At 59.3% G+C, this 25338-nt stretch carries 23 protein-coding genes and 5 tRNA genes; 19 read left to right on the top strand and 9 right to left on the bottom strand.

All coding sequences use genetic code 11. The annotated features are described in order from the left end of the window. Window positions 1–46 precede the first annotated feature (46 nt). Both ACESUZ_RS02295 and ACESUZ_RS02290 read left to right on the top strand, forming a co-directional pair. Window positions 47–2689: an ATP-dependent Clp protease ATP-binding subunit gene (locus ACESUZ_RS02295; RefSeq protein WP_373198199.1), complete on the top strand. Its 2643-nt coding sequence runs from the start codon at window positions 47–49 to the stop codon at window positions 2687–2689. 214 nt (window positions 2690–2903) lie between these two features. After that, a complete protein-coding gene (locus ACESUZ_RS02290; RefSeq protein ID WP_373198198.1) occupies window positions 2904–4361 on the top strand; it encodes an aminoacyl-histidine dipeptidase in 1458 nt (485 codons plus the stop codon). A 127-nt stretch (window positions 4362–4488) separates the two neighbouring features. Here the strand turns inward: ACESUZ_RS02290 and ACESUZ_RS02285 are convergent, their stop codons facing one another. The 3 genes from ACESUZ_RS02285 to ACESUZ_RS02275 all read right to left on the bottom strand — a co-directional run bounded on the left by ACESUZ_RS02285 (window position 4489) and on the right by ACESUZ_RS02275 (window position 6930). After that, the gene (locus ACESUZ_RS02285) at window positions 4489–5793 is read right to left on the bottom strand and encodes a type II toxin-antitoxin system HipA family toxin (protein WP_055250328.1); all 1305 of its coding nucleotides are present in this window, start codon (window positions 5791–5793) and stop codon (window positions 4489–4491) included. Further along, window positions 5794–6225 (bottom strand): helix-turn-helix domain-containing protein, encoded by a 432-nt coding sequence (locus ACESUZ_RS02280; protein ID WP_055250326.1) that lies wholly within the window; start codon window positions 6223–6225, stop codon window positions 5794–5796. 120 nt (window positions 6226–6345) lie between these two features. Continuing rightward, window positions 6346–6930, bottom strand: a complete 585-nt coding sequence (locus ACESUZ_RS02275) for a manganese efflux pump MntP (RefSeq protein ID WP_055250325.1) — start codon at window positions 6928–6930, stop codon at window positions 6346–6348. A 374-nt stretch (window positions 6931–7304) separates the two neighbouring features. Between ACESUZ_RS02275 and disA the strand changes: the two genes are divergently transcribed. The 6 genes from disA (at window position 7305) to ACESUZ_RS02245 (ending at window position 12772) form a co-directional block, all read left to right on the top strand. Continuing rightward, entirely contained in the window at window positions 7305–8345 is a 1041-nt protein-coding gene (gene disA, locus ACESUZ_RS02270) for a DNA integrity scanning diadenylate cyclase DisA (RefSeq protein ID WP_369796797.1), read from the top strand. Continuing rightward, window positions 8345–9073, top strand: coding sequence for a 2-C-methyl-D-erythritol 4-phosphate cytidylyltransferase (ispD, locus tag ACESUZ_RS02265; RefSeq protein ID WP_035137545.1), 729 nt, complete (start codon window positions 8345–8347; stop codon window positions 9071–9073). The genes disA and ispD overlap by 1 nt, the downstream gene beginning before the upstream one ends. Next, entirely contained in the window at window positions 9063–9557 is a 495-nt protein-coding gene (ispF, locus tag ACESUZ_RS02260) for a 2-C-methyl-D-erythritol 2,4-cyclodiphosphate synthase (RefSeq protein WP_373198195.1), read from the top strand. Before ispD ends, ispF begins: the two co-directional genes overlap by 11 nt. Before the next feature lie 3 nt (window positions 9558–9560). Next, complete coding sequence (gene cysS / locus ACESUZ_RS02255) at window positions 9561–11027, top strand: cysteine--tRNA ligase (RefSeq protein WP_373198194.1); 1467 nt, start codon at window positions 9561–9563, stop codon at window positions 11025–11027. A 143-nt stretch (window positions 11028–11170) separates the two neighbouring features. Continuing rightward, window positions 11171–12091, top strand: coding sequence for a 23S rRNA (guanosine(2251)-2'-O)-methyltransferase RlmB (rlmB, locus tag ACESUZ_RS02250; RefSeq protein ID WP_373198192.1), 921 nt, complete (start codon window positions 11171–11173; stop codon window positions 12089–12091). Window positions 12092–12094: 3 nt separating this feature from the next. After that, window positions 12095–12772, top strand: coding sequence for an NYN domain-containing protein (locus tag ACESUZ_RS02245; protein WP_006234978.1), 678 nt, complete (start codon window positions 12095–12097; stop codon window positions 12770–12772). A 27-nt stretch (window positions 12773–12799) separates the two neighbouring features. On the opposite strand, the gene ACESUZ_RS02240 is transcribed toward ACESUZ_RS02245, so the two are convergent. Then, window positions 12800–14140, bottom strand: a complete 1341-nt coding sequence (locus tag ACESUZ_RS02240; RefSeq protein WP_373198190.1) for a DNA-binding protein — start codon at window positions 14138–14140, stop codon at window positions 12800–12802. 224 nt (window positions 14141–14364) lie between these two features. On the opposite strand from ACESUZ_RS02240, the gene ACESUZ_RS02235 reads away from it, so the two are divergent. From ACESUZ_RS02235 to rplA, 11 genes are all read left to right on the top strand, one after another. Next, window positions 14365–14439 (top strand) — tRNA-Thr (locus ACESUZ_RS02235). Between the two features lie 813 nt (window positions 14440–15252). Continuing rightward, window positions 15253–15334, top strand: a tRNA-Tyr gene (locus tag ACESUZ_RS02230). Between the two features lie 10 nt (window positions 15335–15344). Beyond that, a tRNA-Thr gene (locus ACESUZ_RS02225) sits at window positions 15345–15420 on the top strand. A gap of 3 nt (window positions 15421–15423) precedes the next feature. Next, window positions 15424–15500, top strand: a tRNA-Met gene (locus ACESUZ_RS02220). A gap of 96 nt (window positions 15501–15596) precedes the next feature. Continuing rightward, window positions 15597–16787, top strand: a complete 1191-nt coding sequence (gene tuf / locus ACESUZ_RS02215) for an elongation factor Tu (protein WP_035137538.1) — start codon at window positions 15597–15599, stop codon at window positions 16785–16787. Window positions 16788–17066: 279 nt separating this feature from the next. After that, complete coding sequence (gene rpmG / locus ACESUZ_RS02210; RefSeq protein ID WP_022093895.1) at window positions 17067–17216, top strand: 50S ribosomal protein L33; 150 nt, start codon at window positions 17067–17069, stop codon at window positions 17214–17216. 13 nt (window positions 17217–17229) lie between these two features. Continuing rightward, window positions 17230–17305, top strand: a tRNA-Trp gene (locus ACESUZ_RS02205). Between the two features lie 76 nt (window positions 17306–17381). After that, window positions 17382–17720 carry a preprotein translocase subunit SecE gene (gene secE / locus ACESUZ_RS02200; protein ID WP_035137537.1) on the top strand — a complete coding sequence of 113 codons (339 nt, stop codon included), beginning with the start codon at window positions 17382–17384 and terminating at the stop codon, window positions 17718–17720. 3 nt (window positions 17721–17723) lie between these two features. Then, window positions 17724–18260 (top strand): transcription termination/antitermination protein NusG, encoded by a 537-nt coding sequence (gene nusG, locus ACESUZ_RS02195; RefSeq protein WP_373198187.1) that lies wholly within the window; start codon window positions 17724–17726, stop codon window positions 18258–18260. 120 nt (window positions 18261–18380) lie between these two features. Next, window positions 18381–18809 (top strand): 50S ribosomal protein L11, encoded by a 429-nt coding sequence (rplK, locus tag ACESUZ_RS02190; RefSeq protein WP_022093893.1) that lies wholly within the window; start codon window positions 18381–18383, stop codon window positions 18807–18809. Window positions 18810–18926: 117 nt separating this feature from the next. Continuing rightward, on the top strand, window positions 18927–19634 hold the full coding sequence (rplA, locus tag ACESUZ_RS02185; protein ID WP_022093892.1) for a 50S ribosomal protein L1: 708 nt from the start codon (window positions 18927–18929) through the stop codon (window positions 19632–19634). A 125-nt stretch (window positions 19635–19759) separates the two neighbouring features. Here the strand turns inward: rplA and ACESUZ_RS02180 are convergent, their stop codons facing one another. The 5 genes from ACESUZ_RS02180 to ACESUZ_RS02160 form a co-directional block, all read right to left on the bottom strand. After that, window positions 19760–20470 (bottom strand): metallophosphoesterase family protein, encoded by a 711-nt coding sequence (locus ACESUZ_RS02180; protein ID WP_117799696.1) that lies wholly within the window; start codon window positions 20468–20470, stop codon window positions 19760–19762. After that, the gene (locus ACESUZ_RS02175; protein WP_271747307.1) at window positions 20467–22383 is read right to left on the bottom strand and encodes a BMP family ABC transporter substrate-binding protein; all 1917 of its coding nucleotides are present in this window, start codon (window positions 22381–22383) and stop codon (window positions 20467–20469) included. The genes ACESUZ_RS02180 and ACESUZ_RS02175 overlap by 4 nt, the downstream gene beginning before the upstream one ends. Before the next feature lie 92 nt (window positions 22384–22475). Beyond that, complete coding sequence (locus tag ACESUZ_RS02170; protein ID WP_373198185.1) at window positions 22476–23243, bottom strand: mechanosensitive ion channel family protein; 768 nt, start codon at window positions 23241–23243, stop codon at window positions 22476–22478. Between the two features lie 335 nt (window positions 23244–23578). Then, window positions 23579–24373: an ABC transporter ATP-binding protein gene (locus tag ACESUZ_RS02165; protein ID WP_055250279.1), complete on the bottom strand. Its 795-nt coding sequence runs from the start codon at window positions 24371–24373 to the stop codon at window positions 23579–23581. Further along, a complete protein-coding gene (locus ACESUZ_RS02160) occupies window positions 24366–25289 on the bottom strand; it encodes an ABC transporter permease (RefSeq protein WP_055309412.1) in 924 nt (307 codons plus the stop codon). The genes ACESUZ_RS02165 and ACESUZ_RS02160 overlap by 8 nt, the downstream gene beginning before the upstream one ends. Window positions 25290–25338 lie beyond the last annotated feature (49 nt).

Below are 25338 nucleotides of genomic sequence, written 5' to 3'. Positions count from 1 at the left end.
ACGGGCGGGCGTTTTGATTTCGATGAACTCATGTAAGGAAACGAGCATGTTAGATAGATTTACCGATCGAGCGCGCAAGGTCATGTCGATGGCCAAACAGGAGGCGCTCGATCTGCACTCAAATAAGGTGGGCACCGAGCACCTGCTGCTCGCACTCGCCAAGGAGGACGAGGGCATCGCTGCCGAGGCGCTGCGCTCGCTTGATATCTCCTACGACGACATCATGGACACCCTCAAGGAGGTCCAGACCACGGTTCCCGAGCCCAGTGAGGAGACCGAGGCGGCCAAGCTCGCCTTTACGCCGCTCGTCATTAGTGTGATGGAGCGTTCATTCCGCGTGGCGCGTGAGAACAACCAGACCTACGTGTCGACCGAGCACTTGCTGATCGGAATCGTCGAAGAGGGCAACGGCATGGCCATGGACATCCTCATGCGCCTGGGTGTGTCGTCCGCCTCCATCAAAAAGGCTATCGAGAAACTCACTGCCAAGGACCAGGACAAGAAGCGTCCGCTCGCCGGCGCCGGTGCTGGTCGCCCCGGTGCGGGCCTGCCGTTCTTTAGCGGCTCGGATACCTCTCAGCAAAAGGGGAGTGGCACCGATACGCTTAAGCAGTTCGCGACCAACCTCACGCAGAAGGCGCGCGACGGCGAGCTCGACCCTGTAATCGGTCGCGAAAAGGAAGTCCAGCGTATGATGGAAATTCTTTCGCGCCGCACCAAGAACAATCCGCTCATTCTGGGCGACCCCGGCGTGGGCAAGACGGCCATCGTCGAGGGCCTGGCTCAACAGATTGCAGCCGGCAACGTGCCCGAGAACCTCATGAACCAGAATATCTGGACGCTCGACCTGCCGGGCCTCGTGGCGGGTGCCAAGTATCGCGGCGAGTTTGAGGAGCGCCTCAAGAACGTGATCCAGGAGGCCACCGAAGCCGATGACGTCATCCTGTTTATCGACGAGATGCACACCATCATCGGTGCCGGTTCTGCCGAGGGCTCCATCGACGCGAGCTCCATGCTCAAACCCGTGCTCGCGCGCGGTGCCTTTCAGATTATCGGTGCCACCACGGCCGAGGAATTCCGCAAGTACCTCACCAAGGACCCGGCCTTTGAGCGTCGTTTCCAGACCATCGATGTCGAGGAGCCGAGCGTCGAGGACACGGTCAAGATCCTGACCGCGCTCAAGCCGCGCTACGAGGAGCACCACCATGTGCGCTACACGCAGGGCGCTATCGAGGCCGCCGCAAACCTTTCCAACCGCTACATCCAGGATCGCTTCCTGCCCGATAAGGCCATCGACCTCATCGACGAGGCCGGTGCCCGCGCTCGCATCGCCGCGAATCGCGCGCCCGAGCCGGTGCGCGAGGCCGAGCATCGCATAGAGGAGCTCAAGGCCGCCGCGCAGGAGGCCACCGAGAGCGACGACATGAACAAGGCCGCCGAGATCACCGAGCAGCAGAAGGCCGCCGAGATTGAACTCGCCGAGGCCAAGGCCGCCTGGACCGCCGAGCTCGACGCCAGCCCGCTCACCATCGATGTCTCTCAGATCGCCGACATCGTGTCCGTGACTTCGGGCGTGCCGGTGTCCTCGCTTACCGAGAGCGAGAGCCGTCGCCTGCTGCAAGCCGAAAGCGTGCTCAAGACGCGCATCATCGGTCAGGATGAGGCTGTCGAGGCAGTTGCCAAGGCCGTGCGCCGCAGCCGTTCGCCGCTCAAGGACCCGCGTCGCCCCGGCGGCAGCTTTATCTTCCTGGGTCCCACCGGCACGGGCAAGACCGAGCTCGCCAAGACGCTCGCCGAGTACCTCTTTGGCAGCAAGGATGCACTCATCAGCTTCGACATGTCCGAGTTCGGTAGCGAGTTCGAGGTCTCCAAGCTCATCGGTAGCCCTCCGGGTTACGTCGGTCACGACGAGGGCGGCCAGCTCACCAAGGCCGTTCGTCGCCACCCGTACTCGGTCGTGCTGTTCGACGAGATCGAGAAGGCGCATCCCGACATCTTCAACATCCTGCTGCAGGTGCTGGAGGAGGGTCGTCTGACCGATAGCCAGGGCAAGACGGTTGACTTCCGCAACACCGTGATCATCATGACGTCCAACGTGGGCGCCCGCGAGATTGCGCAGGATGCGAGCGTTGGCTTTGGCACCACCGGCGAGCAGGGTCTTACCTCGAGCGAGATTAAGGGTCGTGCGATGGGCGAACTTAAGCGCCTGTTCCGCCCCGAGCTGCTCAACCGTATCGACGACATCGTGGTGTTCCAGAAGCTTTCGGGCGAGAATCTGACCAAGATCGCGCACCTGCTGGTGGACGACCTGCGTCAACGCCTGATTGCCAACGGCATGAACATCAAGCTCACCGATGCGGCCTACGACAAGATTGTGGCCGAGGGCACCGACCTCACCAATGGCGCGCGTCCGCTGCGCCGTGCCATCCAAAAGCTCATTGAGGACCCGCTGTCCGAGGAACTGCTGGCCGGTGAGTGGGGCGAGGGCGATACCGTTCAGTGCGATGTGGCCGACGGCAAGTTTGTCTTTAGTCACGGCACGGGCGAGATTCCGGCACCGCGTCCGGCGGGCACGCTCGGTGGCGATACCGCCCCGGCGGCTCCGCACACCGGCAACGTCGCGCCCGTGAGCGGCGGCGTGACCTCGGGCCCCGGCGGCATGATGCAAGCCGGTTCCGGCGCGCTGTAGGGCGTGGCGACAATTTGATACGCGCAATCGAGGCGCTCCGGAAAGGGCGCCTCGATTTGTAGAGCTGCGGAAGTTGTGACCGTTACGCTATACGGTCCACCGTTAGCCGATGATGCGAGGGCGCTCGGCGTTTTCGACTGGTTTATGCACACAAAGTCTGGGAATATACAAGTCGCATGTCTTACTGTCTAACCAGTTGCGCCAAGGAGGCACCATGGACTACAAGATTACCGGCTACGAGCCCGCCCAGCTGTTCCATTTCTTTGAGGAGGTCAGCGCGATCCCCCGTGGGTCTGGCAACGAGAAGGGCATCAGCGATTTCCTGGTCGCGTTTGCCAAGGAGCGCGGTCTCGATGTGTATCAGGACGAGGTCTACAACGTCATCATTCGCAAGCCCGCATCTGCCGGCGCCGAGAATGCCCCGACCGTGATGCTGCAGGGCCACATCGATATGGTGTGCGACAAGTTGGGCTCCGTTGAGCACGACTTTACGACCGATGGTATCGACCTGGTCGTCAAGGACGGCGTCCTTACCGCCAACGGCACCACCCTGGGCGCCGACAATGGTATCGCCGTCGCGCTTATGCTTACTGTGCTCAACGACGATTCGATTGCCCATCCGGCCCTCGAGTGCGTGTTCACCATCGACGAGGAGACCGGCCTGGTTGGCGCCGAGACGCTCGACAAGTCCCAGATCAGCGCCCGCACCATGATCAACCTCGACTCCGAGGAGGAGGGCGTTGCCACCGTCAGCTGCGCCGGCGGCGTCGTCGTTACCTACACCTGCCCCATCGTGCGCGAGCACAAGACCGGTAGCACCCTCACGCTCGACATTTCCGGTCTGTTGGGCGGCCACTCCGGCAGTGATATCAACCTGGAGCGCGGCAACGGAAACCTCATCATGGCCCGCATCATCGACCGCCTGATGGTCGCCGGCGAGCCCGCCATCGTCAGCTTCAACGGCGGCACCAAGGACAACGCCATCAACCGTGAGTGCAAGGCCGTTCTGGTCTATGCCGATCACGCTGCCGCCGAGGCCGCGGCCCAGATCGCAAAGGGCATCATCGCCGACGTCACTGCCGAGCTCGAGGTCTTCGACCCCGGCTTTACCTGCACCGTCGAGATTGCCGACGACGCCGAGGTCGAGGCCATGGACGAGAAGTCCGCGCTTGCCCTCATCCGCGCCCTGCGTCTTGCCCCTAACGGCGTGATTCGCCGCAACGTCGCCACCGACGGCTCCGTCGAGGTTTCCTCCAACATCGGCGTGGTCGCCACCTCCGATGACGAGGTCAAGATTATGCTGTCCCCGCGCTCCTCGATCACCTCGCTGCAGAACGAGTTCAAGGACCGCCTGCAGACGCTTGCCGATGTCCTGGGCTTCGACGCCAAGTTTGAGTTCGAGTATCCCGGCTGGAGCTATGCCGAGCATTCGCCGGTCCGCGAAGTCTTTGTCGAGAGCTATCGAGAGCTCTTTGGCTCCGAGCTGCGCATCGAGTCCATTCACGCCGGCCTTGAGTGCGGCCTGTTTGCCGAGGCTCTGCACGGCCTGGACGCCATCGCCGTGGGCCCGACGCTCTCCGATGTCCATACCCCGGACGAGAGCATGGAGCTCGCTTCTGCCGAGCGCTTCTACGAGCTGCTCATCGACGTCCTCAAGCGCCTCGCTGCGTAAAGGTTGCGCTAGCAGCAGTCCGAGCCACGTGCTAGCGGATTGCAAATGACATTATGAGAGGGGGCACCCGGTCTTTTGCGACGGGTGTCCCCTCTCTTTTGTTTGATAATTGCGAAATTAAGGCCACCTAGTCCATTTCTGCCTTGATGAGGTCGAGGGTGCGCTGGCAGTTTTCGCGGACGGGGCCGAGCATATGCTCGCGCAGGTCCGCCATGCCGGGCAGGTCGGCGTATTCGTCCATGACCTCTTCCATGCAAATGGGCACCTCGTAGGCGAGGTCCATCATGGTCGCAAAGCAAAACTTCTCGGATAGCCCGGCATCGGTGAGTGCCGCCTCCAGCGCGGGGTCGCCCATACCGTGGTATCGGCGGATAGCGCCTGGACCGATGCGCCCCACACGATTTTCGCCGCCAACGCTCATGGCAAGGCGCGCCCGGCGGCGCATGCGCTCGTATGCCAGCCCCGATGCGACATCGTACATGGGTGCGAGCGCCGCGTTTGTGCCTTTGCCAAGGATGAGCGAGTAGTTTTTAGCGTGTGCGTCAGGCGCTCCGATAATGGCGTTATAGAACAACATATAGGTAAAAAGCACAAGATTCATGTGGTGGGGGACTGTGTTAATCAGTCGTTCTTGGATGTCTCGTGTAGTTGGTCCTCCGTCGGCGGTGTATTTCTGGATTGGCAATACACCGAGCGCCTGGCAAAAGTCCTCCTGATGCAGCCTTTCGATATTTCCGCTGCTATTGACCATTCTGTCGTACCGTTCAACGACGAGCGCGGCTTCGTCTTCAAATGTGTAATAGGAGACGTTGGCAGTTGGAATGCCAACACGCCGAGCCGTTTTCATGCAGACGAATTCGTTTAAGGCCTGATGTTTGAACCCAACGACACCATTTTTGAAGATATGGGTAGTGGGGGATGACCCTAGACATTCGCACCATTGGCCATCATGCCAAGCTAGTGCAAATTTGCCTTGATTGCCGCCCAGGGACCAGCTTTCGTTGGAGCCCATCCATGTCTCTCTTTCGTCATCGCGAATTGCTTTGAGCTTGTGAGCGATTTGAGAATTGGTAAGCGGGCGGTATGCCGAGACCCTGCCGCGGGCGGCGTCTAATTGATCGGCTCGACAAAACTGAACGGCCCCCGCGCAGTCTAGACCGATATGGCACAAGAGGGCGACGGGGTTGTTGGATGCAACATCATGCTCGGTGGCAATAGCGCGACGCTGCTCTTGACTGTCGGGCAAAAGGCCAAATAGGAACGGGCGGACGATGCTATGGCCATACGTGCGATTGGAAAGCGGCATTGTTAGCGATAACGGTGCTCCGCGATAGGTTGGGGCGTATGCAAAGCTGCAGAGTCCATGCTCGTCTTGGCGGAGAGTGCCGGCGATTTCGCCACAAATGAGGGTCGCGAGCTCCATCTCTGCCATTTATTTCACAACCTTGCAGCCAAAGGAGAGGTTTGAAGTGCCGGAAAGGCCTTGCTCGGCTGCGATTTGGGCCAGCAAGGCACCATAGGAAGATGGCGTTCCTTGTCGAGTGGGTCGTCTGCCTGCGCTTGGCTTTGGCAGGGTATTCGAGTTCGCGATAGGGAGGTTCACTATCGTCGTCGGATGTTCGGAGGGCGATGCGATGGAGTCGTTATCGCTTTGCGCGAAGAGACCAATGCCGAGTGCGTTAAAGACGGTCAGCAACTTGTCGAGTCGAATGCCGGTGGCGTCTCCTAGCTCGAGCGATGCGAGCAGGCGTTCCGAAACACCGGCTTTTTTAGCGAGGGCGGCACGGGTGATCCCCTGCGCCTCGCGCGCCTGACGCACGTAGATGCCGGCTTGGCGCGGCGTGGTGATGGGAAGGGTATCCATGGCAATCTCCTAACGTGCAGACTTTTGCATATCAGTATGACATGCAAAAGTCTGCATGAAAAGGCCTCATGCAAAACTCTGCATGAGGCCTCATACGGACGTTTAGTTTTGAAGGGTGTTTTACAGCACCAAAATCCCCAGGTGCTCCAGCAAAATCTTGAGGCCGATGAGGATGAGCACGACGCCGCCCACGATGGTGGCGGGTTTTTCGTAGCGCTCGCCAAAGGTGTGGCCGATCGCTACGCCGGCGACGGAGAAGATAAACGTTGTGACTCCGATAAGCGATACAGCGGGAACGATGTCAACCGAGAGCGCAGCAAATGAGATGCCCACGGCCAGGGCGTCGATTGAGGTGGCGATAGCCAGAATCAGGTACTCACCCAGGTCAATCTTTTCGGCATCCTTGCCGTCGCTCTCGTCCTCATCCTCGTCTTCGGTAAAGGCCTCCCACAGCATTTTGCCGCCGATAAAGGCCAAAAGGATAAAGGCGATCCAATGGTCGATGGGTCCGATGATGCTCATGAATTGACTGCCGAGCGCCCATCCGATTACGGGCATGCCGGCCTGGAAGCCGCCAAAGAACAGGCCGAGCACTACGGCGACCTTAAGGTTGATCTTCTTCATGCCAAGGCCCTTGCAGATGGATACGGCAAAGGCGTCCATCGAAAGGCCGATAGCGAGCAATACGAGCTCTGCGAGTCCCATAGTCTGGCTCCCTTTCTGCGGGCGGGCCCGCGTGTACCTCTTGGGGGAGTAACAAAAAAGACCCGTGGCGTACGCGTTGTGCGCACAGCCACGAGTCTCGTTCATTAAGGCAAGCCAGACCGCATCGGCCAGTATGTTGACTTGCCGCGCCACCGGAGGCGAACCCGGTCACGCGACTACTCCCTCATTTATGCGAATCCCGATGCTACCACATAAGCAGCTCATTTGGATTGGGGCTCTCAGCTGTGTTCGCTCATTCTGTAAGCATCGGATTTTGCGGGCGTCACAGGGGCAAACCGTGAGAAACTTATTGACGTTTATGGAGCGTATACGATGGGAGCGATGCCTTGGATAAGAACGAGCTGCAAAAGCGTATGGAACAGGCCATTCGCCTGACGGCACCTGGCCAGCCGATCCGCACCGCCCTCGACATGATCATTGCCGGTCACCTGGGTGCCCTTATCTGCGTCGGCGACACCGAAAACGTGCTCGCTGCCGGTAACGACGGCTTCCCGCTCAACATTTCGTTTACCTCGAACCGCCTGTTCGAGCTTTCCAAGATGGACGGTGCCATCGTTATCGATGGCGACCTCACCCAGATCCTGCGCGCCAACTTCCACCTCAATCCCGATCCCTCGCTTGCCACGAGTGAGACGGGCATGCGTCACCGCACCGCCGCTCGCATGTCGGTGCTCACCGACGCCATCGTGATCTCGGTTTCGGCTCGTCGTGCCGTCGTCAACGTGTACGTCCACGGTAAGAGCTACGAGATTCAGCCTGTCACCACCATCATGAGCTCGGTCAACCAGCTCGTTGCCACGCTCCAGACCACCCGTCAGTCGCTCGATCGCTCCCTGCTGCGCCTGACGGCCCTCGAGCTCGACGACTACGTTACGCTCGCCGACATTACCGGTATTTTCTCGAGCTTCGAGATCATGCAACAGGCAAAGACCGAGCTTAAGGATTGCATCGTCAAGCTGGGTAACCAGGGCAAGCTCGTGCAGATGCAGCTCGAGCAGCTCGCGGGCTCCAGCATGGATACCGAATACGACTTGATGATCCGCGACTACGCAAGCGATTCCTCCGAGGCAAACGCCGAGAAGATTCGCGCCGAGCTGAGCCGCATGACGCCTAAGGACCTGTCCGACCCGCAGCACGTGGCGGCAGTTCTGGGCTATGACGACCTGGACGAGGACTCCGTCATGACGCCGCTGGGCCTGCGCACGCTTTCGCGCGTGTCCGTCGTGCGCGACGGCGTGGCCGAGAAGATCGTCGACGAGTACGGCTCGCTGCAGGAGCTCATGGATGACATCAGCGAGGATCCGGAGCGCCTGGGCGACTTTGGCGTCAACAACCCTGCCATTCTTGCGGACTCCCTGTACCGCATGAAGGGCACCAAACAAGGGAACGCATAATGGCGCCCGTATGCGCCGTGGTCGTTGCCGGTGGCAGCGGCCAGCGCTTTGGTAACCCCGGTGGCAAGCAGCTCGTCAATGTAGCGGGCCGTCCGCTTATGAGCTGGTCCATCCGCGCGTTTGACCGTAGCGATAAGGTCGGCCACATCGTGGTGGTTTGCCCTGCCGAGCGCCGTGCCGAGATGCGCCGCCTGGCCATCGACCCGTTTGACTATGACACGCCCATCAGCTTTGCCGATGCCGGCGATACCCGTCAGGATTCCACCCGTGCCGGCGTGCATGCGGTTCCGGCGGGCTTTGAATACGTCGCCATTCACGACGGCGCTCGTCCGCTCATTACCACCGAGGCCATCGATCACGCTATCGACGTGCTGGTGAGTGACCGCGCCCTTGATGGTGTCGTGTGCGGTCAGCCCGCGATCGACACGCTCAAGATCGTTGACGGCGACAATATCGTCGAGACTCCGCCGCGTGAGCTCTACTGGGCCGCGCAGACGCCGCAGATCTTTAGCGTCGATGCTATGAAGCGCGCCCATGCCGCGGCGATTGCCGAGGGCTTTATCGGTACCGACGATTCATCGCTGGTCGAGCGCATGGGCGGGCGCGTCCGCTGTGTCCAGAGCCCGCGCGACAACCTTAAGGTGACGGTGCCCGAGGACCTGCGTCCCGTAACTGCGATTCTGCTTGGCCGCATGGCCGAGGGAGAGGACCTTCCCCATGTTCAGTAACCTGCGCATTGGCCACGGCTACGACGTCCACCGTTTGGTGGAGGGGCGTCGATGTATCATCGGCGGGGTCGACATTCCCTACGAGCGCGGCCTGCTGGGCCACTCGGATGCCGATGTGCTCGCGCACGCCTTGGCCGACGCCATTCTGGGCGCCTGCCGCGGGGGAGACATTGGCAAGCTGTTCCCCGACACCGATCCCACCTATGAGGGCGCTGATTCGATGGTACTGCTTGCTCGCGTGATGGACTATGCGCGCGAGCTGGGCTTTGAGTTTGTCGATGCCGATTGCACTATTGCCTGCCAGCAGCCCAAGATCACCCCGCACCGCGATGCCATGCGCGCCAATCTTGCCCATGCCCTGGGCGTCGATGTCGAAAACGTGGGCGTCGCCGCCACTACGACCGAAAAGCTCGGTTGGGAAGGTCAGGGCGAGGGAATCGGCGCCTGGGCCGTCTGCCTGCTACAGAAAACCGTTAAGGAGTAACGAATGCGTATCTACAACAGCGCTACCCATAAAAAGGAAGAGTTCCAGCCCATCGAGTCCGGCAAGGTCCGCATGTACGTGTGCGGCCCCACGGTCTACGACAACATCCACATCGGCAACGCCCGCACGTTCATCAGCTTTGACGTAATCCGCCGCTGGCTCATCGCGAGCGGCTACGAGGTCACGTTCGCCCAGAACCTCACCGATGTCGATGACAAGATCATCAAGCGCGCCAACGAGCAGGGCCGCACTGCCGCCGAGGTCGCGACGGAGTTCTCCGACAGGTTCATCGGCGTCATGCGCGCTGCCAACGTGCTCGATCCCGATGTGCGCCCCCGCGCCACCAAGGAGATCGGCCCCATGATCGCCATGATCAAGACGCTTATCGAGCAGGGCCACGCTTACGCAGCCGATAACGGCGATGTGTACTTTGCCGTGCGCAGCGATCCCAACTATGGCCAGGTCTCGGGCCGCAACATCGACGACCTTATGGTCGGCGCGCGCATCGAGGAGAACGAGGACAAGAACGACCCGCTCGACTTTGCCCTGTGGAAGGCCGCCAAGCCCGGCGAGCCCAGCTGGCCGAGCCCCTGGGGCGAGGGCCGTCCCGGTTGGCACACCGAGTGTGCCGCCATGGTGCATCGCTACCTGGGTACCCCGATCGACATCCACGGCGGCGGCTCCGACCTTTCCTTCCCGCATCACGAGAACGAGTGCGCCCAGGCCACCTGCGCCTGGCACCAGGGCTTCTCCAACACCTGGATGCACACGGGCATGCTGCTGGTAGACGGCGAGAAGATGTCCAAGTCGCTCGGCAACTTCTTTACGCTGGCCGAGGTCCTGGAGCAGCACTCCGCTGCCGCCCTGCGCCTGCTGATGCTGCAGACGAGCTATCGCTCGCCGCTCGACTTTTCTTGGGAGCGCCTGGAGGGTGCCGAGAACTCGCTCACGCGTATCGCCGGTACGGTCGAGAACCTGCGCTGGGCCGCGAACCATGCGACGGCCGACGCCGATGCGGCAGCATCCGAGGCGTTTGCCGCCAAGGCCGCCGAGACCCGTGCCACCTTTAAGGAGTGCATGGACGACGACTTTAACACCGCTGGTGCCATGGGCGCCGTCTTTGGCTTTGTAACCGAGTGCAACCAGTATCTGGAGCAGGCGGGCGACGCTGCCGACAAGGCCGCCGCGCTTGCCGCCGCCGACACGCTGGCCGAGCTGCTCGATACGCTTGGCGTCGAGCTTCCCGAGCCCAAGGTCGAGCTGCCGCTGGGCCTGCTGGGCGTTGCCGCCGGCCTGGTCGCCTACACGGGCGACGACGTGGACGAGGCAGCTTCCAAGATTCTCGAGGCCCGCGCCGAGGCCCGTGCCGCCAAGAACTGGGATCTGGCCGACGCCATCCGCGACCAGCTCAAGGACCTCGGGCTGACGATCGAGGATACCGCCGCCGGCACTCGTATTAAGAGTCTCTAGTATTTGTCGACCGTTCGAGGTGCGGCAGATTGCCTTGAAAGAGGAGGGCATAGACCTGGTGGTCATGCCCGACGATTGAAAGGCAAGGTGCCGTGGCTCGGACGGTCGATTCTTGTTCGTTATCTTTTTAAGGAGGCCGTTTTATGGCCGACAATCGCAAGCGTGCACCGCGTGGAGGCAAGCAGGCTGCTTCTGGCTCGCGTCCGATTCGCCGCAACGACCGCGCTGCCGCTCCCAAGGGCCAGCGCGAGCGCTCCCAAGCCCAGGCTGCACGTCCGCAGCGAGATCGCAACCGCGACAACGTTCAGGCTCCCAAGGGCGAGTTTATCGAAGGTCGTCGTGCAGCCGCCGAGGCGCTGCGCACTGGTTTTCCCATCAAGTGCGCGCTCATTGCCGAGGGCGGGGAGCGCGATGCCGCCTTGTCGCGCCTGGTCGACGACCTCAACGCCGTGGGTGTCCGCATTAAGTATGTGCCGCGCGCGCAGCTCGACGCACTGTCGAGCCACGGCGCTCACCAGGGCATCGCGCTCGAGGTTGGCAACTTCCCCTATGCCGATGTCGCCGATATTCTCGACCGCGCAGGCGAGGGCCCGGCACTTGTCGTGGTGCTCGACCACGTGACTGACGACGGCAACTTTGGCGCCATCGTGCGCTCCGCCGAGGTTGTGGGCGCGGCGGGCGTCGTCATTGCCAATAAGCGTGCCGCCGGCGTGACCGTGGGCAGCTATAAGACCTCAGCCGGTGCCGTCATGCATCTGCCTATCGCGCAGGTTCCCAATATCGCCCGTGCGCTCGACGATTTTAAGGCCGCTGGTTTTTGGGTGGGCGGTGCTTCCGAGCACGCCGAAGGCAGTTGCTGGGATGCTCCTTTCGAGGGCCGCGTGGCGCTCGTCATGGGCTCCGAGGGCGACGGCATCTCGCGTCTGGTGCTCGAGAAATGCGACTTTTTGACCAAGCTTCCCCAGCGCGGTATGACCGAGAGCCTCAATGTTGCCCAGGCGACCACGGCGCTGTGCTTTGAGTGGCTGCGCCGCAACGCCGGCGAGCTGATGGGGGAGGAGTAGCGCATGTCCAAAAAGAACCGTGCCAAGTCCAAGGCCAAGCGCTTTGGCGAGGGCTCGGCCAAGCCGATTGTTTCGGCCGCGACCTATGGCGTGGGCGGCAATGCGTTTGCGCAGGCTATCGCCGACCCAGTCTCGACGGTGCACTCCAACAAGCCCGAGCTGCTGGTGGTCGACGGTTACAACGTGATCCACTGCACGCCGCGCTACGAAAAGCTCGTGTACGACCATTCCGACGATCCGTATTCCAGCGACGTTCACGATATGGCGCGCACGGCGCTCATTAATGACGTAGCTGCGTTTGCCCAGGGCCGCTACGAGGCCGTGATCGTATTTGACGGCGCGGGCAATATCTCCAGCGAGCGCCCCAACCTACCGGCCCGCGGTGTGCGCATTGAGTTTTCGCCGACGGGTGTTTCGGCCGATACCGTGGTGCAGAAGCTCTGCATCGAGGCGCGCGAGGAAGGCCGCGCGTGTTCTGTAGTGTCGAGCGACGGCACGATCCAGGCCGTCGTCATGGGCAAGGGCGTTACGCGCATCTCGAGCCGTATGCTGGTGGACGAGATCAAACAGATCGACAACGACGTGCACGAGGCCGAGGAAGCTCCACAAATCAAGATGACTCTGGGCAGTCGCCTGAGCCCCGATGCCCTGGCCAAGCTCAAGGCCCTGCGCGGGAGGTAGGGAAGTTGGCGGGGCAATGCTGCCTCGCTAACTCCATTCAGCGATGTCGATCATTCTTTCGAGGCGCCACGTTAGCGCCTCTTTTAGATATGGCAGCCTTGCCGTGAGCGCGTCGTTTCTGGAAAGAATCTCGATTGCCTCGTCAACGAAGCCTTCGAGTTTGTCGCAGTCAAACCAGCCCATGTCCTCGACGAGCAACATTTGTTTGGCGGGGCTTGAATGAAATTGTGCGCTGGTAAAACTGTGCTCTCCCGCCCTAAGCTCCTCTAGTGATATGTTGCACCAGAGCGATGAGCCCGAATCGAAGATGGGGGCAGGTCTGCAAGCTTGCGTGTTTACGTTTCGCACGAGGCCGAAGTTGCGCCAATGACGATCGTAGTTGGCAATGATGTCGTCACATACGATCATGCGGTCAAGGGCATCCTTGACGCCTGTCACCCCGAGCTCCTCGCAGTTTGCTACATATCGCTCGTAGTCGGTTAGCCGTTCATCTGCGTTTGCGTGCTGGTTTACATAGAACGCAGGGACATACTCTTCTTCATCAGTTAAGAAGACATCGCATGTGCTCAGGGCGGAAGTGCCCGTGCCCTCGAGCGAGTAAGGCACATAATCGCAGGCGTTTAGGATGCGACGGTGGAGCGCGGTCGCCACCAGCTCGTTATAAGGTTCCTGGTCCAGGTGCGCTCCTGCCTTATGCAGAATTCGACGTTCGCCCTCGCACGTCCAGTACTTTTGAAGATTGCCGTCCGAGGTGTTATCGGGCTTTGCGGCAGCCGCTTTTCCCTCTGGGGCAAAGGGTGCAATGGACAGCGAGACGTCATCAAAGGCGTTATTGAAGAAGTTGATATCCTCCCAGGTGAGACCGGAACCTTGGGGCCTAATCCAATACTGGTCGGATAAGGAGAGGCCGAGATTTCGCTGGACGAGTTCATCGGGAACATCGACTGCGGCTTCTGCAAGCAGGGAGGCTAGCCCAATGCGTGCGAGCGGGATACCGCGGCCGCGCCACCAGATGCGGAAGGAGTCTAGCGATATGGGGCTATTAGGGCCAAGTACTCCAATAGGGGCGTGGGCGTAATCGATGTCGGCACCGATGTGGGTAAAGTCTTTTCGCGATGTACTGTAGACCAGCTGAGCGACTTCGTACGTGCGGTTCATGAGGGTGAACGCGATCTCGCTCTTACCGTGGCCGCGGCGGGGACGTCCCCCCGTTTTGGTCACAGAGCGGAGTCGCGTGTCGACGCTGTCTTTGTCGATGAGCCATACACCAGAAGCCTTGCGGGCCTCAAGTGCTCCGTTTTTTATGAGCTCCTGCACCCTGCGCGGAGTGATGCCGAGCAGCTCGGCGGCTTCTTTGGTAGTAAGCATCGCGAAACCCTTCGCCAGAACGAATAGTTTTATATATAGCAATTCTAATTAAAACTATTCGTTCTGGCGAATGGTTTTAAGATTGAGGGCGCACTGACAGAAATGAACGGGCCTGGTACGCGTTGTTGCTGGATTTTGCATATTTGTATAACGCCGTGCGGCCTGTTGCGCCCCGTCCGCAATTCCTTTATTCTTAACACGCTTCGCGTGAAAGCGCCAAGTGTGCCAGTGTGGCGCAACGGTAGCGCAACTGATTTGTAATCAGTGGGTTGCAGGTTCGATTCCTGTCACTGGCTCCATGAGAGTTTCGGGCTCTGTTTCCTTGTGGGACAGGGCCCGTTTCTATTTATGTCGATAAGTCAGCGTGTTTGGCGCCAACCAAGCTTCAGGTTTGTCTCGATCCGTAACACGAGTGGGCTGAAGACCCTCCTTATAGTTACAGATCGAAACATTGCCAAGGGAAGGCCGATAACATCTCGATCCGTAACACGAAGAGGCTGAAAACCGTTCTTACTGTTACAGAATGAGACGTAAGCGGGGGTTTCTGCGAAACATCTCGATCTGTAACAGATAGGGGAGGAATAACCCTCTTACTGTTACAGGTCGAGACATAGGCCGGGGCGAGGTTGGTCATCGTCATCGAGCGTGGATTATCGGACACACGAGCGTGGAAAATCTTCCGCCTAGTGAATGAGCGTGGATAATCTGCCACTTTGGATTCGATGGCACGGCAAAGTGGGAGATTATCCACGCTCGATTTCAAACGGAAGAAAATCCACGCTCGATTTTGCCTGGGAAGAGCAATCTTCTGTCTGGGCAGCCCCGATCTCGACCTATATATAGGTGCAAATAAGCTGGTATCGAAGTTCGATACTGAAGGTGTACTCCACTACAGCAAAGTGTTACCTTGGGAAACGTCACCTCAGTATCCAAAACCACTGTCCTTCATATCCAAACTCAATAAAACCGCAGGTCACGGCTATATAGATACGCCCGGCACCGTGTATCTAGAGGTTTTCGTTGACAGCCCCCAAGGTGGCATCGTATTATCTTCTTCGTTCGCGGGGGCGACGGTCCAAAAGACCAAAGGACCTGCGGATACTTGAACGATTGGGAGTTTGCCCGAGTGGTTAATGGGGACGGGCTGTAAACCCGTTGGCTCTGCCTACATAGGTTCGAATCCTATAGCTCCCACCCGTCAAGTGCCTGTATAGCTCAGTCGGTAGAGCACTTCGTTGGTAACGAAGAGGTCACCAGTTCAAGTCTGGTTGCAGGCTCCATCCGGCGGTGTAGCTCAGTTGGTTAGAGCACACGGTTCATACCCGTGGCGTCACTGGTTCGAATCCAGTCACCGCTACCATAGGTAACACGGTGGCTTCTCAATAGTATGTTGAGAGGCCACTATGGTATAAAGGCAAAGTCCCGTCCGGGGACGACCTGTTAAGAGGAGGGCTTTATGGCCAAAGAGAAGTTTGAGCGCACTAAGCCGCATGTTAACATCGGCACCATTGGTCACGTCGACCACGGCAAGACCACGCTGACCGCTGCCATCACCAAGGTTCTCTCCGAGACCGAGGGCTGCAAGGCTGACTTCACTGCGTTCGAGAACATCGACAAGGCTCCCGAGGAGCGAGAGCGCGGCATTACGATTTCCGTCTCCCACGTTGAGTACGAGACCGCTGCCCGTCACTACGCTCACGTTGACTGCCCGGGCCACGCTGACTACGTCAAGAACATGATCTCCGGCGCTGCTCAGATGGACGGCGCTATCCTGGTCATCGCTGCTACCGACGGCCCCATGGCTCAGACCCGCGAGCACATCCTGCTCGCCCGTCAGGTCGGCGTTCCCTACATCGTCGTCTTCCTGAACAAGTGCGACATGGTCGACGATGACGAGCTCATCGACCTCGTCGAGATGGAGACCCGTGAGCTCCTCTCCGAGTACGATTTCCCCGGCGACGACATCCCCGTCATCCGTGGCTCCGCTCTGGGCGCTCTCGAGGGCGACGCCAAGTGGATGGACGCCATTCGCGAGCTCATGAAGGCCGTCGACGAGTACATCCCGACGCCTGCTCGTAACAACGACCTCCCGTTCCTGATGGCCGTTGAGGACGTTATGACCATCTCCGGCCGTGGTACCGTTGCTACTGGCCGTGTCGAGCGCGGTGAGCTCAAGCTCAACGAGCCCGTCGAGATCGTCGGCATCAAGGATACCCAGAACACCGTCGTTACCGGTATCGAGATGTTCCGTAAGTCCATGGACTTCTGCGAGGCTGGCGACAACGTCGGTCTGCTGCTCCGCGGCATCAAGCGTGAGGACATCGAGCGCGGCCAGGTTCTCTGCAAGCCCGGTTCGGTTACCCCGCACACCAAGTTCACCGGCGAGATCTACGTTCTGACCAAGGAGGAGGGCGGCCGTCACACCCCGTTCTTCGATGGTTATCGTCCTCAGTTCTACTTCCGTACCACCGACGTTACCGGTACGGTCAAGCTCCCCGAGGGCACCGAGATGGCTATGCCTGGTGACCACATCACCATCGAGGGCGACCTCATCCACCCGATCGCCATGGAGGAGGGCCTGCGCTTCGCTATCCGCGAGGGTGGCCACACCGTCGGTTCGGGCATCGTCTCCACGATCATTGAGTAAATTAGCTCTTTGATATAGCTGACTTAGAGAACCCGGCACTTATATGGGTGCCGGGTTCTTTTCTGCAATGGATATTGAGCCGTTGCTGGTGTCGAGAGGATCGATAATGGTCCTGGATGCACCGTCGATTAGCTCTCGATGGCTTCATTGATGTGTTCCAAATATGAATGGATCCACCGAGAACCAATTGACTCGAGGTTTTCATTGACAGCACTTACGTGGAGCTGATAAAGTAACAACTCGTGCCCGTACGGGGCGGAAATGAAAGGTTCAGGATACATGCGTACTCTAGTTACTCTTGCGTGCACTGAGTGCAAGCGCCGCAACTATACGACCACCAAGAACAAGTCGACCATGCCTGATCGTATGGAGATCAAGAAGTATTGCCCCTGGTGCCGTCACCACACGCTGCACAAAGAGACTCGCTAGTCTCTAGTCACATACGCCAGTAGTTCAATTGGTAGAGCATCGGTCTCCAAAACCGAGTGTTGAGGGTTCGAGTCCTTCCTGGCGTGCCAGTCATTATTCCGTAAGCTCCCACTTGGGGGCTTACGGTTTACTCATGTATAAGCGCATTGCGCGGAGGTAACCCAAATGGCCAACAAGAAGAACAAGAAGAAGGCTCAGCAGCCGGCACCTGCCAACAAAGCTGCCGCCAACTCCAAGGTTGAGGCCAAGAAGGCCGTTGCCAAGAAGAACGAGAAGGCTGCGAAGTCCAAGAAGAATGAGAAGCCTGGTTTCTTCGCCCGCACCAAGAAGTATTTCGCTTCGGTCAAGTCCGAGATGAAGCGTGTCACGTGGCCCGATAAGAAGGAGCTCGTAAACTACTCGGTTGTTGTTTGCGCTTCTCTGATCGTCGTCGGCGTCGTCATCGCTCTGCTCGATGCTGGCTTTGGCGAGGCTCTTGCTCTGTTCTCTGGATTGAGGGGCTAAACCATGTCTAAGCGTTGGTACGTCGTTCACACTTACTCTGGATACGAGAACCGCGTTAAGTCCGATCTCGAGCATCGCATCGAGACTATGGGCATGCAGAACCGTATCTTTGATATCGAGATTCCTATGGAGCGCGTCACCGAGATTAAAGAGGGTGGCAAGCGTGAGACCAAGGATTCCAAGATCTTCCCGGGTTATGTCCTGGTCCGCATGGAGATGGATGACGATGCTTGGACGTGTGTTCGTAACACGCCTGGCGTCACCGGTTTCCTAGGCGGCAACGGCAAGCCCGCTCCGCTTTCCCGCGACGAGTACAACAAGATGACTCGTCGTCCCGGTAAGGGCGATTCGCCCAAGCGCACCTCGGTTGATATTGAGGTCGGTACGTCCGTCCGCGTCACCGATGGCCCGCTTACCGACTTTGATGGCAAGGTCTCCGAGGTTAACACCGAGGCTGGCAAGCTCAAGGTCACGCTGATGATCTTTGGCCGCGAGACGCCGGTCGAGCTCGACTTTAACCAGGTCGCTGTCATCGCTTAAGTTTTCGTCCGTTCGCGCGAGCGTGCTTCTTCTGTGACTGCTCATCTCAGGAGTGCTTCTAACACGTGCGTGCTTACGATATAGCAAGTACTTCACACTCGTGATTCGAAAGGAATGACCATGGCTGAGAAGAAGGTTGCCAACGTCATTAAGCTCCAGATTCCTGCTGGTGCAGCAAACCCCGCTCCTCCCGTCGGCCCCGCCCTGGGCGCTGCTGGCGTGAACATCATGCAGTTCTGCCAGGCCTTTAACGCCGAGACGCAGGACAAGAAGGGTGACATCATCCCCGTTGAGATCTCTGTCTACGAGGACAAGTCCTTCTCCTTCATCACCAAGACCCCGCCGGCGGCTCACCTTATCAAGAAGGAGCTGAACCTCAAGTCTGGTTCCGCTAAGCCCCAGGCTGACAAGGTTGGTCAGCTCTCCCAGGAGCAGCTCACCAAGATCGCCGAGATCAAGATGCCGGACCTCAATGCCAACGACATTGACGCCGCCAAGAAGATCATCGCCGGTACCGCCCGTTCCATGGGCGTCACCATCGCTGAGTAGCGATTTCTTATGGTAACGGCGGGTGCTCCGACCGGGGCGCCCGTTAAATGTGTGCAATAGGGCACACGATACGATGTGGGAGGGCTCACGCCCGTTTAACCACAGGAGGTAATGCACATGGCTAAGCATGGTAAGAGCTATAACGCCGCTGCCGAGAAGATCGACCGCGCCACGCTCTACACCCCCCTTCAGGCTGCCAAGCTCATCAAGGAGCTCGACACCGCCAAGTTCGACGAGACCGTCGAGGCTCACTTCCGTCTGGGCATCGATACTCGTAAGGCTGACCAGAACATCCGTGGTTCCATCTCCCTGCCCCACGGCACCGGCAAGACCGTTCGTGTTGCCGTCTTCGCCGAGGGCGAGAAGGCCCGTGAGGCTGAGGCTGCCGGCGCCGACATCATCGGTTCCGACGAGCTCGTCGCCCAGATTCAGAAGGGCGAGATCAACTTCGACGCCGCTATCGCTACGCCGAACATGATGGCCAAGGTTGGCCGCATCGGTAAGATCCTTGGTCCCCGTGGCCTCATGCCGAACCCCAAGCTCGGCACCGTGACCATGGACGTCGCCAAGATGGTCTCCGAGCTCAAGGCTGGCCGCGTTGAGTACCGCGCCGACCGCTACGGCATCTGCCACGTGCCCCTGGGCAAGAAGTCCTTCTCTGAGCAGCAGCTCGTCGAGAACTACGCTGCCCTGTACACCGAGATTCTGCGCGTCAAGCCCTCTTCTGCTAAGGGCAAGTACGTCAAGTCCATCTCCGTGTCTTCCACCATGGGCCCTGGCGTCAAGGTCGATCCCGCTGTCCAGCGTGACTTCCTGGCTGAGTAACTGCTAGTTACTGCCTGAGTACAGCAAGCATTGCTAAAGAAACCCGGTTCTGCCTTGTGCAGGACCGGGTTTCTTGCTATCGCGTCAAAAGCACCATAAAGGGGACAGTGTCCCCTTTATGGTGGTTACCAGGGTGTTCTGGCTGTTGAAGACTCGATGGCTTCGTGGCGTTTGAGCTCGCGGCGCATGGTTTGTGAGTTGAGCCAAGCTGCTTGCCAGCCGCGGATGGGGTAGTGCGTCTGGTCGAGCTCAAACTGCGTATAGCCGCAGGCGTTGATGATCGTCGTTCCACACACATGCTGACGCTCGCGCTGAAAATCGCAACCGTAGCTTTGGTGCACATGCCCGTGCACCATGTAGTCGGGATTCCAGGATTCGAGTGCTGTGTTAAAACACTCGAATCCTCGATGCGGCAGATCGTCCAGATCACCCATACCGGCGGCGGGTGCATGGGTAAGCAGAATGTCGCACCCGCCGACCATCCTAACCTTACGCGACAGCTTACGCATGCGCTTGGACATCTCGCGTTCGGTGTACATGTTGGCGCCGTCGCGATAACGCATGGACCCGCCAAGGCCCGCAATGCGAATCCCTCGGTACGTGTACACGCTGTCCTCTACGCAGATACATCCACCCGGTGCATGACGTGCGTAGCGGTCATCGTGATTGCCGCGCACGTAGATGAGCGGTTTGTTGATGACCGTAACCAAAAACTCAAGATAGTCCGGGTCCAGATCGCCGGCGGACAAAATCAGGTCGACTCCCTCAAAGCGTTCCTTGCGAAAGCACTCCCAAAGGCATCGTTCTTCGGTATCGGCTATGGCAAGGATTTTCATAGGGCAGGGACTTTCGGCTCATCGTCGAGCTGCGGAATGGTGCCTACCACGTTGTCCGCCAGCCAATTCATCTCGACAATCTGCGTGCTCGGCAGCGGAGGGAAGCCTTCGATCTGTACCACGCCGTTCTGGCTGTGGAGCTCGCCGCCAAAGGGGTTGATGGATCCCACAACAATGCCGTTGCGGAGCAACTGCACGAGTTTGCGCGTTTGGTAGGGTAGGCCCGGAGCGTAACGGATGTCGATAACGCCGGAGCTCATGCCATACCAGTAGTTGACAGCGCGCACTTGGTTGTCGTCGCTGGTCTCGTCCCACGTGCCGTGAAGAAGGCTGCGAACGATGAGCTCGTAGTAACGGCCCCAGTTCCATACGGGCATGGCGATGCCGGTGACTTTGCCGTCGACCAAGCGGTGAAGCCCGTAGGCCGTTGGGTCTTCGAGCGACTTTGACATGTCAGCGCCGGTCATGACGCTTACGCCTTCGCGGCACATGGCTTCGGCAAGACCACCGGCGGGAACATCGCCCCAGGTGAGGATGACCTGCGCGCGCGGGTCGAGCAGCGAGGCGCCAATCGCAAAGGCGTTGATCTCGCTGAGTGCGCCCGAGGCGAAGACCGACGCGTGGTAACCGATGCGGTGGTTGTCCGCCATGCTGGCCGCAAGGGCGCCCAGCAGAAACTTGGCCTCGTACATCTTGCCAAAGTACGAACGGACGCTTTGATGGGGAAGGCCGATAGAGCAGTTGAGGAACCGAACCCGGGGATACTCAACGGCAGCCCTGAGCGTGTATTCCATCAGGCGGTGCGAGGTCGAGAAGATGACGTTTGCTCCATGTTTGACAGCCGTTTCCACGGCGGCGTAGAACACATCCGGATCGTGACAGTCCTCGAACGCCTCGGTGCGCACGATACCGCCAAAGTGCTCATCGAGATACTGACGCCCTTGGTCGTGCAGGCTGTCCCAGCTCGACGTCGCACAGGGGAACTCATGGATAAAGGCGATGCGCAGGGGGTTGGCCGTCGAGTAGACGGTCTTGCCCATAAAGAAGTTGAGCACGCCAGAGGTGGACTTGGCGGGCGTCTCCTCCTCGTCGACGCTCGGTGCTTCGACAAGATCGACCTTGTCCTCGTCATTTTTGCCGGCAATGACCAGCTCGCGCCAGATCTTGCACAGGCGGTTTACGACGATATCCGTTGGCGTATCCAGCAGGCGGTCCTGGTTGTACACATTGAGGTAGACGAGCATGGCGTCGGCGGGCGTAATGTCCAGGTGATCGCCGCCTGCGCGAAGGTAGGCACGCTTAAAGAGCAGGAAAGTGTGGCGCAGGTAGTCGACCTTTTTCTGCGGCCATTTTTCGATAAGGTTCTGACCGAGCATCTTCGCGAGCGTTTCGTAGCTTCCCTCACGCGAGAACTCGATCTCGTATAGGGGGCAGACGCGCCAAAACGCGCAGAACTCGCCGTACAGGCGGCTTTCGACGGAATCCCATGTGCCGGGGTAGAGACGGGTGACCTTGGCCGAAACCGTCGGGGCGTCTAGGAATTTGAGGACACTGACGCGTTTGTTGCCTTCTTGGACATAGAACCGATGCATGAACTCGGTGACGATGACGGGGTCGCGATAGCCCTCGGTCACCTGGATGTCGTAGAGGTTGGACCACTTGCGGGCGAACTCGGTGCTAAACGGAAGCAGGGGCATAAAGTTACACGAAAAGGCGGACTGACGGCCCTTGGTGACCGTGCCGACGACCATTTCGAGCGGAATATCCCGCAGGCCGACATTCTCTCGCTGACCTAAGGGGAGCTGAGCAACCAAGCTATCGAGGTCCGTAAGGTATGGATGCTCGCTTTGGCTAATGGCGCGTCGACGTCCTTGCTCGCCGCGCTTGCGTGCTTGACGATAGGCCTCTTCCATAATGTTGCTCCCTTAGTCGTTTAAACAACTATATGAACCATGGTACCACGAATGAAAACCACTACAAAGATGCCTGACCCCTTTGCGGTGGTTTAGGCGATGATGGGGGCGATGGCGCGGATGCAGGCGTCGGCAGCGGTGAAAGTGGTGCTGTCGTCGCTGACGATAAAGATGATCTTTCCTTTGATGCCGAAGTCGCCGATTTCGCTAAAGAGCACGTAGGGCTCTTTGTCAAAGCCCGAGATGGGCGAGACGGCCGTTTTAGTTGCGCTCGTGAGCTCGTCTGCCAGCACGTCAAGGGAAGCCCACTTAGACGTGTCCTTTACGGCAACGGGCACGGCCACGCGTCCAAAGGGCATCAAATGCACGAGCGTGTTCTTGGAGATGTTGGAGTTGGGGACGATGATAGTCTGCCCGCAGGCATCTTCGATGGTCGTGTGGCGCCAGGTGATGTCCTGGACCACGCCTGATACACCACCGACCTCGATGTTGTCGCCAGGCTTGATGATGCCCATAAAGGTCACCTGCATGCCGCCGATAAGGTTTGAGAGCGTGTCCTGAAAGCCCAGGGAGATGGCGATGCCGCCGACGCCAAGAGCGGCGACGAGCGCGTTTGCGTTAATGCCAAAGCAGTTGTCGAGGATAAAGCTGCCGCCGATCATCCAGATGACGGCGCGAGCGATGTTGATGAAGATGCTCGATGCTGGAAGCGGGTTATCGTCGCGGTTGAGTAGGTGGCGCAGCGTCTTGGAAACGACTTTGGTGGCGATTGCCGTGCCTATTGCCAAGATGCCGGCCCAGATGATGTTGTGGACCCACCGTTGCTCAAAGAAATGAAGAATCGGCTCAAACAATTCCATGTAGGGAAAACCTCCTAATGATCATTCAACCATGATACCCACCAAAAAGCCCGTCCGATCACATCGGACGGGCCGTTAACTTGAGATGGGGCGGTCGCGGTGGCGTAAGCTGGGGCGCCGGCGAGCACGCCGGTAAGGAGTGCGGCGGTCAAGCAAGACGGGGAAGAGGTCTTTTCATGGCAGTTTCCTTAGTCCTTAGCCAGAATGTCTGGTTGAATATCGGATTATCGACATAATATGCGAAAACCGCCGCAAGGGCGCTTGTCCCTTAGCGGCGGTTTTGACGTTTGCGCAGATAAAACCTGCCAAAATAAACCTGTCCCTTTTTGGTAGGTTTAGCTTAGCAGCATGCGGTCGTTGGCGAGCTCGCCGCCCGAGACCTCCTCGAATTTCTGCAGCAGGTCGGCCACGGTGAGCGACTTCTTCTCATCGCCCGCCACGTCGTAGATCACATGGCCCTCGTGCATCATGATCAGACGGTTGCCCAGACGGATGGCGTCGTTCATGTTGTGCGTGACCATGAGCGTGGTCAGGTGGTTCTCGTCGACGATCTCCTCGGTCAGGTTGAGCACCTTAGAGGCCGTCTTGGGGTCGAGGGCCGCAGTGTGCTCGTCGAGCAGCAGCAGGCGCGGCCTGGTGAGCGTGGCCATCAGCAGGGTGAGTGCCTGGCGCTGGCCGCCCGAGAGCAGGCCGACCTTGGCGTTGAGACGCGTGTCCAGACCAAGGTCCAGGCGCTTGAGCAGCTCGACGTACTCATCTTTCTCGGCCTTGGTGACGCCCCACGAAAGGCCGCGACGCTGGCCGCGACGCTTGGCGAGGGCCAGGTTCTCGGCGATTTGCATGTCGGCAGCGGTACCGCGCATGGGGTCCTGAAACACGCGGCCCAGGTACTTGGCGCGCTGCGACTCGCTCAGGCGCGAGATGTCGGTGCCGTCGAGCTCAATAACGCCCGAATCGAGCGGGTACACGCCGGCGATCATGTTGAGCAGCGTGGACTTGCCGGCGCCGTTGCCGCCGATCACGGTTACAAAGTCGCCGTCATTTAGGGTGAGGTCGACGCCGGTGAGCGCGCGCTTCTCGGTGACGGTGCCCTTGTTAAAGGTCTTCTTGACGTGCGAGAGCTTAAGCATCTGCCTCATCCCCCTTCGTGTAGGAGCTGCGGAGCTTATAGCGCTCCCAAACCACGGGCACGCACAGGGCCACAGCGACAATCACGGCGGAGAGCAGCTTCATGTCGTTGGCGTCCATGCCCAACTGCAGCACGATGGCGCGGATAAGGAAGTACACCACGGAGCCAAAGACGGCGGAGGCAAGACGGACGCTAAACTGCGTGAGGCCGCCGGGAAGCAGACGGCCGAGCACCTCGCCGATAACAATGGCGGCAAGACCGATAACGATGGCACCGGTGCCCATACCAATGTCGGCATACTTTTGGCTCTGGCAGATGAGCGCGCCCGAAAGGCCGATGAGGGCGTTGGAGAGCACGAGGGCGATCATCTTAGTGGAGTTGGTGTTGACGCCCAGGGCGCGGATCATGTACTCGTTGTTGCCGGTGGCTCGCAGCGCCGAGCCGATCTCGGTGCCAAAGAACCAATACAGGATGGCAACGATAGCCACGGCGAGCAGGATGCCCAAGATGATGGCAACGGTGGACTGCGGCAGACCGGTCATATTGCTGACGGCCGAGAACACGGTGCCTTTGGCAAGAATGGGCGTATTGGACTTGCCCATGATGCGCAGGTTGATGGACCACAGGCTGATCTGGGTGAGGATTCCGGCGAGGATCGCAGGAATCTCAAAGACGGTGGTCAAAATGCCCGTGACGGCGCCCGCGATGGCGCCGGCGCACATACCGGCCAGCACGGCGAACAGCGGGTCGACGTTGTTATTGACGATGAGCACAGCGCAGACGCAGCCGCCGAGGGCAAAGCTGCCGTCGCAGGTCATATCGGGAATGTCGAGCAGGCGGAACGTGATAAACACGCCAAGCACCATAATGCCCCAGAGGACGCCCTGCGAAACGGCGCCCTGCAATGCAATGAGCATGCTTCATACCTCCTAGGATAGGGTGGACACGTGATTCACCATAATAGCG

Origin of the sequence: Collinsella aerofaciens ATCC 25986 (assembly GCF_964239575.1) — a bacterium.
Taxonomy (GTDB): Bacteria; Actinomycetota; Coriobacteriia; order Coriobacteriales; family Coriobacteriaceae; genus Collinsella; species Collinsella aerofaciens_BQ.
This window is presented reverse-complemented; position numbering and strand designations above follow the sequence as displayed.